Source organism: Kribbella sp. VKM Ac-2571 (assembly GCF_004362255.1).
GTDB classification, from domain to species: domain Bacteria; phylum Actinomycetota; class Actinomycetes; order Propionibacteriales; family Kribbellaceae; genus Kribbella; species Kribbella pratensis.
In genome coordinates, this window is the sequence record NZ_SNWS01000026.1 from 1 (window position 1) to 14,722 (window position 14,722).

General features: G+C 68.0%; 17 protein-coding genes. 13 read left to right on the forward strand and 4 right to left on the reverse strand.

From position 1 onward, the window contains the following. Window positions 1-423: 423 nt before the first annotated feature. From EV651_RS41700 to EV651_RS38355, 3 genes are all read right to left on the reverse strand, one after another. Window positions 424-660 (reverse strand): hypothetical protein, encoded by a 237-nt coding sequence (locus EV651_RS41700; protein ID WP_166658929.1) that lies wholly within the window; start codon window positions 658-660, stop codon window positions 424-426. 544 nt (window positions 661-1,204) lie between these two features. Further along, on the reverse strand, window positions 1,205-3,835 hold the full coding sequence (locus tag EV651_RS38350; RefSeq protein WP_133790628.1) for an HNH endonuclease signature motif containing protein: 2,631 nt from the start codon (window positions 3,833-3,835) through the stop codon (window positions 1,205-1,207). Between the two features lie 257 nt (window positions 3,836-4,092). Then, window positions 4,093-4,680 (reverse strand): helix-turn-helix domain-containing protein, encoded by a 588-nt coding sequence (locus tag EV651_RS38355; RefSeq protein ID WP_133790630.1) that lies wholly within the window; start codon window positions 4,678-4,680, stop codon window positions 4,093-4,095. Window positions 4,681-4,757: 77 nt separating this feature from the next. On the opposite strand from EV651_RS38355, the gene EV651_RS42805 reads away from it, so the two are divergent. The 7 genes from EV651_RS42805 (at window position 4,758) to EV651_RS42815 (ending at window position 7,736) form a co-directional block, all read left to right on the forward strand. Beyond that, window positions 4,758-4,913 (forward strand): FAD-dependent oxidoreductase, encoded by a 156-nt coding sequence (locus EV651_RS42805; protein WP_238157472.1) that lies wholly within the window; start codon window positions 4,758-4,760, stop codon window positions 4,911-4,913. Then, a complete protein-coding gene (locus tag EV651_RS38365) occupies window positions 4,855-5,163 on the forward strand; it encodes a hypothetical protein (RefSeq protein ID WP_133790632.1) in 309 nt (102 codons plus the stop codon). Before EV651_RS42805 ends, EV651_RS38365 begins: the two co-directional genes overlap by 59 nt. 84 nt (window positions 5,164-5,247) lie before the next feature. Next, window positions 5,248-5,550 carry a hypothetical protein gene (locus EV651_RS42810; protein WP_238157473.1) on the forward strand — a complete coding sequence of 101 codons (303 nt, stop codon included), beginning with the start codon at window positions 5,248-5,250 and terminating at the stop codon, window positions 5,548-5,550. A gap of 24 nt (window positions 5,551-5,574) precedes the next feature. Continuing rightward, on the forward strand, window positions 5,575-6,027 hold the full coding sequence (locus EV651_RS38375) for a hypothetical protein (RefSeq protein WP_133790635.1): 453 nt from the start codon (window positions 5,575-5,577) through the stop codon (window positions 6,025-6,027). A gap of 42 nt (window positions 6,028-6,069) precedes the next feature. Then, on the forward strand, window positions 6,070-6,363 hold the full coding sequence (locus EV651_RS38380) for a hypothetical protein (protein WP_133790637.1): 294 nt from the start codon (window positions 6,070-6,072) through the stop codon (window positions 6,361-6,363). A gap of 48 nt (window positions 6,364-6,411) precedes the next feature. After that, window positions 6,412-7,176 carry an alpha/beta fold hydrolase gene (locus EV651_RS38385; RefSeq protein WP_133790638.1) on the forward strand — a complete coding sequence of 255 codons (765 nt, stop codon included), beginning with the start codon at window positions 6,412-6,414 and terminating at the stop codon, window positions 7,174-7,176. A 65-nt stretch (window positions 7,177-7,241) separates the two neighbouring features. Further along, the gene (locus tag EV651_RS42815; RefSeq protein WP_238157474.1) at window positions 7,242-7,736 is read left to right on the forward strand and encodes a DUF5956 family protein; all 495 of its coding nucleotides are present in this window, start codon (window positions 7,242-7,244) and stop codon (window positions 7,734-7,736) included. 6 nt (window positions 7,737-7,742) lie between these two features. Here the strand turns inward: EV651_RS42815 and EV651_RS38395 are convergent, their stop codons facing one another. Next, on the reverse strand, window positions 7,743-8,156 hold the full coding sequence (locus EV651_RS38395) for a hypothetical protein (RefSeq protein WP_133790642.1): 414 nt from the start codon (window positions 8,154-8,156) through the stop codon (window positions 7,743-7,745). 574 nt (window positions 8,157-8,730) lie between these two features. Here EV651_RS38395 and EV651_RS38400 point away from each other — a divergent pair. From EV651_RS38400 to EV651_RS38425, 6 genes are read left to right on the forward strand one after another with little or no spacing between them, the layout of a single operon-like run. Beyond that, window positions 8,731-9,837: an exo-beta-N-acetylmuramidase NamZ domain-containing protein gene (locus EV651_RS38400; RefSeq protein ID WP_133790644.1), complete on the forward strand. Its 1,107-nt coding sequence runs from the start codon at window positions 8,731-8,733 to the stop codon at window positions 9,835-9,837. Continuing rightward, entirely contained in the window at window positions 9,834-10,799 is a 966-nt protein-coding gene (locus tag EV651_RS38405) for a GNAT family N-acetyltransferase (RefSeq protein WP_133790647.1), read from the forward strand. The genes EV651_RS38400 and EV651_RS38405 overlap by 4 nt, the downstream gene beginning before the upstream one ends. A 1-nt stretch (window position 10,800) precedes the next feature. Beyond that, entirely contained in the window at window positions 10,801-12,087 is a 1,287-nt protein-coding gene (locus EV651_RS38410) for an extracellular solute-binding protein (RefSeq protein ID WP_133790649.1), read from the forward strand. Beyond that, on the forward strand, window positions 12,084-13,022 hold the full coding sequence (locus tag EV651_RS38415) for a carbohydrate ABC transporter permease (protein WP_133790651.1): 939 nt from the start codon (window positions 12,084-12,086) through the stop codon (window positions 13,020-13,022). Before EV651_RS38410 ends, EV651_RS38415 begins: the two co-directional genes overlap by 4 nt. Next, window positions 13,019-13,894 (forward strand): carbohydrate ABC transporter permease, encoded by an 876-nt coding sequence (locus EV651_RS38420; protein WP_133790653.1) that lies wholly within the window; start codon window positions 13,019-13,021, stop codon window positions 13,892-13,894. The genes EV651_RS38415 and EV651_RS38420 overlap by 4 nt, the downstream gene beginning before the upstream one ends. 24 nt (window positions 13,895-13,918) lie before the next feature. After that, window positions 13,919-14,665 (forward strand): PIG-L deacetylase family protein, encoded by a 747-nt coding sequence (locus EV651_RS38425; RefSeq protein WP_133790655.1) that lies wholly within the window; start codon window positions 13,919-13,921, stop codon window positions 14,663-14,665. Window positions 14,666-14,722 lie beyond the last annotated feature (57 nt).

Below are 14,722 nucleotides of genomic sequence, written 5' to 3' on the forward strand. Positions count from 1 at the left end.
ACGATGGCGTCCCCTACGACCCCGCCAAACACGGTGCCGCAGCAGCGCTCAACAAGCCCGTCGCTGCCTGAGGTTGACACAGGGAGTGTCATGGGTACCGGTCAGCGGCGTGCTGGCGAGCGGCGTGCTGGCGAGCGGCGTGCTGGCGAGCGGCGTGCTGGCGAGGGCGTGCGGGTGAGGGGCGTGCGGTGAGGGGCGTGCGGTGAGGGGCGTGCGGTGAGGGGCGTGCGGTGAGGGGCGCGCTGGCGACGAGCCTGCCGGTCAGGAGCCGGGCTGGGCCGTTTGCAGCTGTGCGTGGTTTCGCGGGCTGGTTGTGGTCACCGCGCGATCCGTGTTCGCCGACCGTGGTGCCGACACGGCGTTTCTGGCGATGGTGCTTGCCGGCGATGGCGTGCTGGCGCCGGTTACCCGTGATGGCCGCGGTCATGGCGTGCCTGCAGAGTGATGGCGCGTCTTCAGGATGATGGCGTCCGCCCAGCCCAGCCATGCGCCCAGCCCCAGCCATGCGCCCAGCCCCAGCCATGCGCCCAGCCCCAGCCATGCGCCCAGCCCCAGCCATGCGCCCAGCCCCAGCCATGCGCCCGGCCCCAGCCATGCGCCCGGCCCCAGCCATGCGCCCGGCCCCAGCCATGCGCCCGGCCCAGCCCCGGCCCCAGCCATGCGCCCAGCCCAGCCATGCGCCCAGCCCAGCCATGCGCCCGGACCGCGCGAACTGCCCGAGGGCGGCTGATGAGTTCCGTTTGGCGCACTGGCTTCAGAACGGTGGCAGGTCGTGAGCTGCTTCCATAGTGGTGGCGTGCGCCCGGCCCAGCCGCGCGGCCGGGCAGGGCGGTCGGGCAGGGCGGTCGGGCAGGGCGGCCGGGCAGGGCGAACGGGCAGGGCGAACGGGCAGGGCGGCCCGGGGCGACGGTGGTTGGTGGGTTCCGAGTGGCGTGCTGGCTTCAGAACGGTGGCGGGTTGTGAGCTGCCTGCCGGAGGGGCGATCGTGCTTGCTGGCGACGGCGTCGCCCGTGATGGCGTCGGTGATGTCGTGCCTTCAAAGTGATGGCCTGCTCCTGGCCCAGTTGTGCGGCCGGGTCATGCGAGGGGTCATGCGGCCGGGTCATGCGGCCGGGTCATGCGGCCGGGTCATGCGGCCGGGCCGCGTGAACGGGCCGCGTGAACGGGGCGAGGGGGGATGCTGGTTCCGACTGGTGTGCTGGCTTCAGAACGGTGGCCGGTCGTGAGCTGCTTGCCGGGGGCCGGTGCTGGGGCTTGCGTCGGGCTGTTGGGTGATGGGGCCGCGGGCGGGTGGGACGGTGGTGTAGCGGTGGCCGGTGGGGGTGGTGAGTGTGATTGATCCGTCGTGGTGGCTGGTGGTGGTCCAGCCCCACGCATGGGTGTCTTTGATGACGTGGTGATATTCGCAGTACGGCGCCATTCCGGTGAGGGTTGTGCGCCCGGAGCGGGTGAAGGGGGTGAGGTGGTCGCGGTCGCACTCGCGGGAGGTCCGGTTGCAGCCGGGCCAGGCGCAGACGGGGTGGCGGGCGAGCAGGGTTTCGGTGACGAGTGCGCCGGGGTCGTGGCGGGTGGTGGAGGCCTCGAGCACGGTGCCGTTGGTGGGGTCGGTGAGCAGCCGTCGCCAGGTGCCGTCAGTGGCGATGCGGCGGGCCAGGTCGGCGGGGATAGGTCCGTAGCCGGTGAGCTCGGCAGGGTCGTCGTCCAAGCCGAGCAGGGTCGAGGCAGGGACGACGACCTCGATGTGAGGGCGGCGGCGATGCTGGTCGGGCAGCCGCCGCCCGAGCCAGTCCAACCCGTTGCGCAGGATGTGCTCGAACAGATCCGCAACCACATCCGCACGCCGCTGCTCGGCGGTACGGACGTCCTTCCCCGCACCGGCACCCGCACCAGCAGCCCCCGCGCCAATACCCGCACCAGCTCCGGTATCCGCATCAGCGCTCGGGCCAATACCCGCACCAGCTCCGGTATCCGCATCAGCGCTCGGGCCAATACCCGCATCAGCTCCGGTATCCGCAGCAGCGCTCGGGCCAATACCCGCACCAGCTCCGGTATCCGCAGCAGCACTCGGGCCAATACCCGCATCAGCTCCGGTATCCGCATCAGCACTCGGGCCAATACCCGCACCAGCGCCCGCACCGGCATCAGCACACGCACTGGAACCCACACTTGCGGTGGTGCCGGTGGTGGTGATGTCGTCGGGGATGGCCGGATCGGGACCGGGTCTGGCGTGCGGGGATGGGTCGGCGTCCGCGGGGGCCGTCGGTGCGGGATGCACGGACGCGCCGAGCGGCGCCGTTGCGGCATTGCCTGTGGGCGCTGAGTCGCTGGCTTGAGGCGCCGCGGTGGCGCTGACAGTGCCGCCGCCTGGGACGTCGGCGATACCTCCCGCGGGGACCGTGTTGCGAGCGTTGCAAGTCATGCCTGGGTTGCCCGTCGTGCCCGTGAGACCGGTCGTGCCCGTGTCGGCGGCGGAGCTGCCGACGACGTCCGCAGTGGTGGCGGCGGACGTGGCGCGTGCGTTGGCGTCAGTGGTGGCGGCTGCGGGCGCAGCTGGGTTGGCGGTGGGGTTGGCGGTGAGTTTGGTGGTGGGGTTGGTGGTGGGGTTGGTGGTGGGGGTGCTGCGTTTGGCGAGGGTGGTCATGGCTTGGAGGGTGATCCACATTTGCTGGATCTTGTCGGCGGTGTGGACGATCCATAGTCCGGCCATGCCGTTGGGCAGCGGGACGATCTTGCAGGTCCGTTCGGCGACCGCGGCGCGGTGATCGTCGGCGGCTTGCGCGGTGGTGTGTTTGGCGACCTGGCGGCGCAGCGACTCCAGTAGGTTGCGGTGGGTCTGGCGGGCGGCGCGTTTCAGCACATGCGCCTGCACTGCGCGGGCCGCGTCATCGGGGAGTTCGCTGGTGGCCTCGGAGATTGCTAGCGCTTTGCCCCAGGTGAGTGCGCCGCAGCGCAGGCCCGAATGGGTGGCCGCCAGGGTCGAGGTGAGCCGCAGCGCGGTGTCGACTCGCCGTCCCACGGTGTTGGGGGACAGGCCGAGGGCGAGGGCGATCTCGCCGTGCCAGGACCGCTCGGGGTCGATCGGGCGGCCTCTGGAGTCGAGCTGGGTCGGGCGCGGCGACTCGCGGTGTTCGGCGCGGCGCTGACGGACGAACGATGCCGTCGCGCTGGTCTTGATCGCCTCGCCCCAGCTGATCAGCCGGTCCGCGGCCTTCATCAACTCGATCAGCGCCATCGGCGACATCGCCTCCGGCCGGGTCACCTCCAACGCGGCAGCCAGCGCACCGCCGGGCGGCAGGAACACCCACGGCGGCGCCTCCCGGCGCAGCATTTCGCGCTCGGCGGCGTCCTGCTCGATACCGTCCCACTCCTGCCACTCGAACTCGTCGACACGTGAGTAGCGGTTCCGGCCGAGCAGCTCGTCGAGTTCGGCGTCCAACTGGTCCTGCTCGCTGATGACCGCCTGGCCGCCGGGGAGTTCGGGATCGGTCGGGTAGAACAGGTCGTCGGGGACGTAGTCATCGTTGAGCGGCGCGTCATCCCAACCGCTCCATGGAGACCGCCTGGCGGCCCCACCGGGGGTGGAGTCGATCGTGGCCGCCTGGCCGGGAGCCGAAGCCGTGATCGTCGAGGCGCGGACAGGGGAGGCGGTCTGGCAGCCGCTGGCTGGTGCAGTCCGGTCCGGTCGGCTCGTGGTGGTTGCGGTCTCGGAGAGGTCGTGCGCGACTGGGGTCTCGGGCGAGCTGGCTGGGGAGAGGACGACCTTCGCCGCGGGCGCGCCCGGTTCGGCAGGGACCTGGTGGTCGCCGCTGAGGTGGGTGCCCGGGATTCCTCTCATGCGCCTATATTAGAACATCTGTTCGATTAGACCAAATCGCGGATCCTCACTCGGATCGTGAAGGGTGGGCTCAGGGCAGCGAATGCAGGAGTGTGAGTCCGGAGATGTCGTCCGGTTGATCGGACTCTGGCACGACCAGCGGATCGCCGGCTTGGACCATCGTCTATGGCGCGGCGTGTGAGACCGCCGAGGGCGCGGCGCCAACGATGTGCTGGTGGAGTACGCGACGCGCCGAGCCGGGCCACGCGCGCACCGGATCAGGATTTGGGGTCCGGGGTTCGGATGTTCATTCGTTCGCCGGGTCTTGCGAAGATGCTGAGGATCTCCGAGGGCCCCTCACCGGTGCTGCCGAACCAGTGCGGCACGTGGGTGTCGAACTCGGCGACCTCGCCGGGCCCGAGGACCCAGTCCCGTTCGCCGAGGACGAATCGCAGGTGTCCGGACAGGACATAGATCCACTCGTGGCCGTCGTGGGCCCGCGGCTCCGGGACGATCTTGCTGGTCGGGATGACGATCTTCCAGACCTGCATGCCATCGGGCTGCCGGGTGAGCGGGATGACCGTCCGGCCCTTGACGCGGCCGGGCTTGAGGCGAATGCGTGGGTCGCCGACCTCGGGCGCGCCGACGAGATCGTCCAGGGGTACTCGGTAGGCCTGCGACAGCGCGAGGAGCAGTTCAAGGGTCGGTCGCCGCTGTCCGGTCTCGAGTCGCGAGAGTGTGCTCTTCGAGATGCCGGTCGTGGCCGCCAGACCGGTCAGGGTGATATGGCGCTGGGTGCGAACCCGCTTCAGCCTGGGCCCAACCTGCTCGAGCACCGCCGCGATCTCCGATGAGGTGTCTTCCACGACCTCATCACACTGCGCATTCCCGGAAACAGCAACGACCGTAGGTGAGAGATCGACGGTGCTTCAGCCTGATGGACATGAGTCAGTACGACGTGGTGGTCATCGGCGGAGGCGCCGTCGGACTGTCCACTGCCCTGGCCCTGTCACGCGCTTGCCGGAAGGTTCTCGTGGTCGATGCCGGCACGCCTCGCAACGCTTCGGCCGTTCACCTGCACCGGGGATCTGTCGCGTGAGGGCCTCCTGCTCAGCGAACTGCTGGAGCAGTGGGAGGAACTGGCTGCGCGTGGAATCGCCGAGCTCGGACGAGACGAAGTCGGGAGGTACGGCGCTGACGCCCGCACCGGCGTCGCACGCCTGACCGACGAGCTGCAGATCGACGGGGTACGGCCGCGGCCGTTGTTCCCGGCGTCTGGTGCGCCGGCAATGTCGTCGACCCTGCGCTCAGGTCGTCGCCGCCGCCGGCGTCGGTCGCGATCGGGTTGAACGCCGATCTGGTCGAGGGCGACGTACGCGAAGCCGCTCACGGCCTCGTGCACTGATCCGACCATCACAAAACCAAGGAGCGATATGAGCACCCCGAATCCCCGCAGCAGCGCAGCCGTGCCCGAGTCCCGGGCGATCGTTGCCGAGCCGGGCCGGCGTATTGCCGGGCCGCCGACCAAGCATCAGTTGGCGTTGATGATCTGGCTGGCCGTCTTCCCGACTCTCACCGTCCTCAATCTCACCCTCGCCGACTGGCTGGGCACGCTTGCGCCCGTACTGCGCACGTTCGTGCTCGCCACCATCGCCGTACCGATCGTGAGCTACGGCGTGATGCCGCAACTGCACCGGCTCCGGATCCGCATCCTGTCTCGATCCGCGGACCGCTGAGCCATTCCCAACTAAGGAGCTCCGATGTCGACTCTGATCACGCACCCAGAACGCACGACCGCCGCCGATCTTCCGCTCTACCGCCTGCATCTCATGCGCGCCGGGTACCTCCTCATGGGCGTCGGGCTCGCCATCGTCAAGTGGCCGGTCCTCATCACCCACGCGGTGCTTCAGCCTGACAGCTCCTGGCCGCTCTTCGAAGGAGTCGTCACCTGCATTCTCACCGCCATGTCGCTGCTCGCGTTCCTCGGATTGCGCTACCCGGTCCGGCTGCTGCCGATCCTTCTTTTCGAGTCCGCCTGGAAGCTCATCTGGCTCTCCGTCGTCGCACTGCCCCAGGTAGTCGCCGGGGAGATGGACTCGGCCACACAAGGAGTTGCGGTCAACTGTGCGGTGGTCCTGGTCATCCTCGCGGTGACGCCGTGGCGGTACGTCTGGCAGCAGTACGTGCGTGCTCCTGGAGACAGGTGGCGATGACCTCCAAACTCTGGTTGAGGCATGGCCTAGCCTTGAGGGGCTATGTCGCGTAGAAGGCCTTCCAAGTGGCAGCGGCCGGTCAGTGACCGGCCGCTCCTTGGTGGTACCCAGTCTCGCGAGGCGAAGGCGGGCGCCGAGTGGAACGTCCGCCGGGTGTCCGGGTCCGCGTCGGCGAAGTCCTATCGCTGTCCCGGCTGTGACCAGCAGATCCCGCCCGCGACACCGCACGTCGTCGTCTGGCCGGAGAACCCGAGCCTGCTCGGTGCGATCGGTGGCAGCCAGTCGTTGGACGAGCGGCGGCACTGGCATACGGCCTGCTGGCAGCGCAGCCGGTGATGCAGTCGGTGAAGCGGTCGGTGAGCACGTGGTGAAAGGGTGGAGGGCATGAAGCTTCCGGTCACGGCGTACGGCGAGACTGGTACGCCGGTCGTGGTGATGCACGGGTTGTTCGGCTCGGGGCGGAACTGGATGACCGCCGCGCGCCGGCTCGCGGACCGGCACCGGGTGTTCGCGTTCGACCTGCGCAACCACGGGACCTCGCCGCACGTCGAGACGATGAGCTACCCGGAGATGGCCGACGACGTCCGCGAGACGATCGAGTCGCTCGGGCTCGGGCCGGTCGCGCTCGTCGGGCACTCGATGGGCGGCAAGACCGCGATGCTCACCGCATTGCAGTACCCCGCGGCGGTCGAGCGGCTCGTCGTCGTGGACGCGGCGCCGGTCGCGTACCCGCCGGCGTTCGTCGAGTACGCCCGGGCGATGCGGAACGCCGACCTGTCCTCGGTCACCCGCCGGGCGGAGGTCGACGCCCAGCTCGCCGCCGCCGTACCGACGCCCGGGACGCGCGCCTTCCTGCTGCAGAATCTGATCCTCGATGCCGACGGTGCGCGCTGGCGGCCCAACCTGCCGGTGATCGAGGCCGCGCTGCCGGCCATCTCCGGCTGGCCCGCGGTCGAGGGGCGGCGGTACGACGGGCCGACGCTGTTCATCTACGGCGGCAAGTCCGACTACGTCCAGCAGGACCACCGCGCGACCATCGCGGCGTACTTCCCGCACGTCCAGTACGCCGAGGTCCCGGAGGCCGGCCACTGGGTCCACGCCGAACGCCTCGACGACTTCCTCGCCGCCCTCACACCGTTCCTGCCGTAGCGCAGCCGACCTTCATCCTGACGCCCGCTCGTTTACATGTCGTGATACCTGTTGGGAGAGCGGTGATGGTGAGTTTCGACTGGGGACTTGATGAGCCGGCCGCGACGCCTGGTGTTGGGTGCATCGCGGTTCCGCCTGCGGACCTACCTGAGGTGGTTGAGCTAGTAGGTCAGGGCTGGAGTCTCGCACCGGAGGAGCCCCTCTGGGTCTTCCTGCCCGCGATCTGGCCAAGAACTCATCGGACGTGGGTGGCGGACCGTTCGACGCGTTGGGTCGAGCATTCACGTGATGGCGTCGTTGTCGAACGAGTACCGTGGTCCGCCGACGTGTACGCGGAGGTCGAGTCGGATTACAACGGTTTGCTGGCCGAGGCGGAGATCCCGCCTCGGCCCGCCAACCGGCTTTGGCTGCTCAAGCCGCCGTCATCCGTCGTCTCGGTGCAGGCCGTGCTCGACCGGCTGCTCGAGCCGACTCTGTCACCGGACAGCGAGATCGTTCCGAGTTGCAATTCGGCCTTCGTGAGTCACGCACACCGTACGATCCACGCACTCTTCAGCTGACCACTCTTACGGCAGCCACGGGACTTGGTAGTACTTGCAGTTCGGCCCACACTGGCGCCAGCGACCGGTATGAATGGTCCCCAGCCCGAATGTCTGGGAATAACCGTCGGCCTTGAAGCTGCCGTGAAGGTCGTCGTGGTACGTCGTGTTGTTGGACAGCCTCGTACTCAATTGGTTATATCCGGTGGACGACGGCGCCCACGAACGCCAGCTGGTTGAGGTGATGTTGGAAAAGTCGAGCTCGACGTTGCCGCAGAAGCCGTCGGGACCAGAGCGATTGATCCGGCAATCGGCCCAGAACAGGTTCGGGCGAACGGTCGGTCCACTGTCCCAGATCAACAGTCCGCGCCACCGTGGATAGGCTCCGTTGAATGCCTGCCGGACGACGAAGTCGATCCGGCCGACGACTGTGGTGTTCACGCCGTAGGCACCGTTGCCCTTGACCTCGGCGATGTAGTCGGTGATCTTCCGGCCGCAGACAGTTCCGCCTTCACACCAGGAGTCGTAGTCGTCGGCAAGGATGCCGAAGTCGTCCGCCGTCGTCCGCGCTGGCGGAGGAGTTGCGCCTCACAATTCCCCCTGAAACGACCTCTGTGGTTTGCGCCGGGCGTTCGACTGCCCGACGACTGATTTCCCTGGAATGGAGCCGCCCGCGGAAACGCGTGGCGGATCATGATGGTGAGCTCACAAACCCGTTTCGCGATGGTTGTTAGGCCACTAAACTGCCGCGATATCGACATGTCAATCGCCGGTTGATTGCACGTTCCTGCAATTTCGCTGGAGCTTCCCGGCGCTGGGCCGTCAGTCGGTTGCTGTCGGGCTCACCGCTGTCGCGGTGCTGCGGCGAGCCGGGAGGGCTTGGGTCCGAGGCTCCAGCGGCGGCGTGCGCAGCCAACCCGGCAAACGGTTGTCAGTAATCTATTGACCTTCTGTTGGAGGCGTCGGTAAGTTTTCAACCCAGTTCCTGCAGGATCCACGATCTGGGGTGGTGGCGATGGTGGTCCGGACCGGCGCGCAGCGTCTGGCCGAGGACCCGGGGTTGGTGCCGGACGGGCGCCTGGGACTGATCACGAACTTCACCGGCGTGCTGCCGAACCTCACGCCGACCTCGGTCGCGTTGCGTGCGGCCGGGTTGCCGTTGACGGCGTTGTTCGGTCCCGAGCACGGCCTCCGCGGTACGGCGCAAGCGGGTGAGAGCGAAGGCGAGGGCATCGACCCCGACACCGGACTCCCCGTGTTCGACACCTATCGGCGTACGGTGGCCGAGCTCGACGACCTGTTCTCGGGTGTCGACGTACTGCTGTTCGACATCCAGGACATCGGGACGCGGTTCTACACCTACATCTGGACGATGTACGACTGCCAGCAGGCGGCTGCCCGGCTTGGTATGCCATTTGTGGTGCTGGACCGGCCGAACCCGCTCGGCGGCGTACGGGTCGAGGGCCCGCTGCTGCAGCCCGGGTTCGAGAGCTTCGTCGGGCGGGCGCCGATCCCGCTCCGCCACGGGCTGACGGTCGGCGAACTCGCCCTTCAGTTGGGTAGGGCAACGGTCGTCGAGGCGGAGGGCTGGAGCCGTACGTCGACCGGGACCGGTCTGCCGTGGGTGCCGCCGTCACCGAACATGCCGACACCGGAGACGGCTTTGGTATACCCCGGCACCGGCCTGTTCGAGGGCACGAACCTCAGCGAGGGCCGCGGTACGACGCGACCGTTCGAGACGATCGGGGCGCCGTACGTCGACGACCGGCTGGTGCCGGCGTTGCGCGCGTGTGAGCTGCCCGGTGTGATCTTCCGGCGGACGTGGTTCGAGCCGGTGTTCCACAAGTACGCGGGTCAGGCGCTGTCCGGCGTACAGCTGCACGTCGTGGATCGCGATGCGTTCGAGCCGGTGCGGACCGCGCTGGTGATGCTGCGCGTCCTGAACGAGCTGTATCCCGACGACTTCGATCTGCTGCCGTCGCTCGACAAGCTGTGGGGCTCGGACTCGCTGCGGAAAGCGCTGGAGGCCGGCGACGACCCGGTCGAGCTCTTGCCCGCGGCAACCACACCGGCCGACTGGGTACGCGACGGCGTACTGCTCTACGAAGGGGCTGCCCGATGATCCGTTCGTTCCAGGTCGGCGACGGGCCGGCACTGGCTGCGGCGTGGACCGCCGCGGCGCCGGCCGACCCGATCAGCTACCAGCGGTTCCGCGACCTGTTCCTGCTCGACCGCAACTTCGACGCGGCCGGTCTGCAGGTGGCCGTGATCAATGATCAGATCGTCGGCGCCGCGTACGCCGTCCGCCGGCTGATCGCCGTCGACGCCGACGACCTGGAGCCGGCTTCCGGCTGGATCCCGTTCTTCTTCGTGCATCCGGAGTACCGCGGTCGTGGTCTCGGGCGCGAGTTGTTGTCTACGGCAATGGACTGGCTCCGGTCCCACGGGCAGTCCGAAGTGTACTTCTCGTCGTACACGCCGAACTACTTCCTCCCCGGTCTCGACACGGCCCGCTATCCCGCCGCGGCGCGGCTGCTCGCCGAGCTCGGCTTCGAGCGCGGGTACGACGCGGTCGCGATGGACCGCAGCCTCGTCGGGTATGCCATTCCGGACGAGGTCCGCCAGCGGATCGAGGCGCTGACGGCCGACGGCTACAGCTTTGGTACACCATCCGGCGACGAGCTGACCGCGCTGATCGCGATCGCCGGCGCGGAATTCAACCCGGACTGGGCGCGCGCGATCCGCGAAGGCGTCGTGTCCGGTCTGCCACTCGACCGCATCGTGGTAGCACGCGACCCCGGCGGAGCGATCCTCGGCTGGGCGATGCACGGGACGTACGAGGCGGTGATCGACCGCTTCGGGCCGTTCGGCGTCCTGCCGGCCTCCCGCGGCACCGGGCTCGGGAAGGTGCTGCTGCACCTGACGCTCGAGCGGATGGTCGCGGCCGGCGCACACAGTGCCTGGTTCCTGTGGACCGGCGAGAAGTCTGCCGCCGGGCAGCTGTACCTGAAGACAGGTTTCGACATCACCCGCACGTTCACCATCCTCCGGGCGCCCGTGGTCCCGGATGGCGGGAAGGAATGACATGAGGATTTCCAGAGGTCTGCGGCTTGCCGTTGCGCTCGGACTGTTCGCCACGGCCGCGGCCTGCGGCGGCGGTGGCGGCGAGGCGGGCGGCAGCGGCGACAAGGTCGAGCTGACGCTGCTGAGCCACTACAGCGACGGCCCGTCCAAGGAAGGGCTGGACAAGATGATCCAGCAGTGGAACAAGGAGAACCCGAAGGTCCAGGTGAAGGCGCAGGTGGTCAAGTTCGACGACCTGCTCACCACGATGACGGTCCGACAGACCGGCGGCCGCGGCGCCGACATCGTCAGCGCGTACGGCCTGTGGGGCGGCCAGCTGATGAAGGCGAACGTCGTGGCCAAGGTGCCGGACGACATCGCGACCAAGATCAAGGCGGAGTACAGCCCCGCCGCGCTCGGCGCGGTCACGACCGGCGACACGCTGCTCGGGTACCCGACCGAGCTGAACACCTATGTGCTCTTCTACAACAAGAAGATCCTGGCCGCGGCCGGCATCAGCAAGCCGCCGACCACCTGGGCCGAGCTCGCCGACGCGGCCAAGAAGACGGTGCAGCGCGATGCCAAGGGCAACATCCAGGTCGAGGGCCTGAGCCTGATCCAGGACGGCGACAACAAGTCCGTGCACCCGTTCCTGTCGCTGCTCGACGCGGCCGGCGGGAAGTTCCTCGGCCCGGACGGTACGGCGCAGTTCGACAACGCCGAGGGCAAGGCGGCGCTGAAGTTCGAGGCCGACCTCGCTGCCGCGAAGGCGACCAACCCCTCGATCATGCCGACCAAGCAGTTCCGCAGCGGCGGTGTCGCGATGGCGATCCAGGCCGGCTGGTGGATCGGCAGCCTGAAGACCCAGATGAAGGACAAGTACTCCTCCGACGTCGGCGTGACCGCGATCCCCGGCCCGACGGCGGGCAGCAAGGGCTCGCTGGCGTACGGGTTCTTCATGGGTGTCAACCAGCGCAGCAAGCACGCCGACGACGCGTGGAAGTTCCTCACTTGGATGAACGAGCACAAAGCGGCCGACGGTCAGGTGACGGAGACCGGCAAGTGGCTGGCCGACCAGGGCCTGATCCCGCCGCGGACCGCTGACCAGGCGGCGTACAAGCAGTCGTTGTCCGACCCGAACCTGGCGCCGATCTACGACGCGGCGACGTACGCGATGGCCGAACCCAACCAGCCGGGTGCGTACGAGGCGAAGACCGCGCTGCACAACGCGATCATGGGTGTGCTTGCCGACGGCAAGAATCCGGACGACGCGCTGGCGCAGGCCGCCAAGGCGGTCAAGCCGCAATGACGTCCGCGGTCGGCAGGGTCGGCACGTTGACGGTGCCGGCCCAGCGGGTCGGGAAGCTGCAGCGCGAGGGACGGGCGGTGTACCTGTTCCTCGCGCCCGCATTGCTGTTCTTCTGTGTTTTCCTGATCCTGCCGTTCATCTTCGCGATCGTGCTCGCGTTCTCGGACTGGGGAGGCTTCGACCTCGGGACCCTGAAGTGGGCCGGTACGGCGAACTTCGGCGACGTCCTGAGCTTCGACGGGACGTTCGTCAAGCCCATCCTGGTGAACACGCTGCTGTTCGCGTTCGGGTCGGTGTTCCTGGCCACGTTCGGGTCGGTGCTGGTCGCCTACTGCATCGATCGGCTGGCTTTCCAGGGGTTCTGGCGAGTGCTGTACTTCCTGCCCGTGGTCGCGACGGTCGTGGCCATCGGCAACGTGTGGAAGATGATGTACCAGCCGGCCGGGCTGATCAACGGCGTCCTGAACAAGCTCGGCGTGAACAGCATCGGGTTCCTGTCCGATGCGTCGTACGCGCTTCCGTCGGTGACCGTCGTACAGGCCTGGGCCTCGATCGGCGGCGCCGTTCTCATCCTGACGGCCGGGCTGAAGGCGATCCCGGAGATGTACTACGAGGCGGCCGAGGTGGACGGGGCGAACTCGTGGCACATGTTCTGGTCGATCACGTTGCCGTTGCTGCGGCCGGCCCTGCTGTTCGTGCTGATCACGCAGTTCATCGGCGGGTTGCAGTCGTTCGCGCTGATCATCGTGATGACGGGTGACGGCGGGCCGGTGAACGCGACCAACGTGGCGGCGTTCGAGATGTACCAGCGAGCGTTCAAGTACGGCGCCTGGGGTACGGCGAGCGCGATGGCCATGGTGCTGTTCGTGATCATCCTGGCGATCACCCTGCTGCAGTTGTGGGTCGCCCGGCGGCGCGGGGAGGAGACCTCGTGAGGCGGCACGGCAAGTTCCCGTGGTTCGCGTACCTGGTCGTGATCCTCGGCGGGGTCGCGATGGTCATGCCGTTCCTAGACATGGTGATGAGCTCGTTCAAGGGCGCGGGCGAGTACGGCGTGATTCCGTACAAGCTGTTCCCGGAGTCGTTCAATCTGGACAATTATCGCGAGGCGTTCTCGCAGCTCGAGCTGCCGCGGTTGTTCCGCAACAGTGTGATCGTCACGGTCAGCGTGACGGTGTCGGTGCTGATCACCTCGGCGCTGGCCGGGTACGCGCTGGCCAAGCTGCGGTTCCGCGGGCGGGCGGTGATCTTCCGGTTCATCCTCGCCACGATGATGCTGCCGCCGTTCCTGCTGCTGATCCCGACGTTCCTGATCATGCTCAACTGGCCGTTGGCCGGCGGCAACGACTTCCTCGGGCGCGGCGGCGACGGCGGGCTGACGACCAGCCTGCTGGCGCTGATCCTGCCGTTCACGGTCTCCGGATTCGGGATCTTCCTGATGCGGCAGTTCATGATCTCGCTGCCGGACGAGATGCTCGAGGCGGCCAAGATCGACGGCGCGAACCAGTGGCAGATCTGGCGGCTGATCGTGCTGCCGCAGACCAAGCCGGTGGCGATCACGCTCGGGCTGATCACGTTCATCGGCACTTGGAACGAGTACATCTGGACGCTGCTGATCTCGTCGTCCGACCCGTCGTTGCAGACACTGCCGGTCGGGATCCAGCTGCTGCAGAGCTTCCTCGATCCGGACCGCACCATGCCGATCGTGATGGCCGGCCTGGTGATCAGCACGCTGCCGGTGCTGGTCGTGTTCCTGGTGTTCCAGAAGTACTACGTGCGTGGCGTCGTACTCAGTGGCCTGAAATGAATGGCCTGAAATGAGGAGACAGTTGTGACCAGATCAGTGCTCGCCATCGGGGCGCACATCGGCGATATGGACCTGACCGCCGGGCCGACGCTGGCCAAGCTCGTCCTGGAGGGTGCGTCGGCGACGATCGTCGCGCTGACGCCGGGGGAGCGCGGTCACCCGCGGATGACGCCGGCCGACTACAAGAAGCAGAAGATCGCTGAGGGTACGGCGTTCGCAGAGGCGATCGGCGCGGACTTCGTGGTGCTCGACCACAGCGACGGCTTCCTCCCGGACACCGACGACGTGGCCCTGCAGCTCGCCCAGATCATCCGCGAGAAGCAGCCCGACACGATCATCACGCACTGGAAGCACTCGATCCACCGCGATCACGAACACACCGCTGTGCTGGCCGAGCGCGCCCGCTTCCTCGCCGGCCTGCCGATCGATCCAGCGGACGACTTCGCCGCCATCACGCCGTACGCCGAACTGGCCGAGAAGCTCGCCGCACTGCCGCGGCACGGTGTGCGCTCGTTCCTGCACGCGGAGAACTGGGAGGACATGGAGGGCTTCACGCCGTCGCTGTACGTCCCGATCTCCGACGAGGCGTTCTACCGCTGGGTGTCCGCGATCCGGCACCAGGCCTTCGCCCGCGGCGAGACGTACGGGTTCCGGTACATCGACTACTACACCGCGCTGATGACGACTCGCGGCTGCCTGGCGTCGTACCCCCGTGCGTGCGCCTTCCACACCAATCAGTCCCCGGAGGTCACCAAACTCGCCGGACCGTAGGGGATCTGTCGGCGTTTGGTCGTACGGTCGGTGGTGGCTCTGTCGGCGGATGGTGGG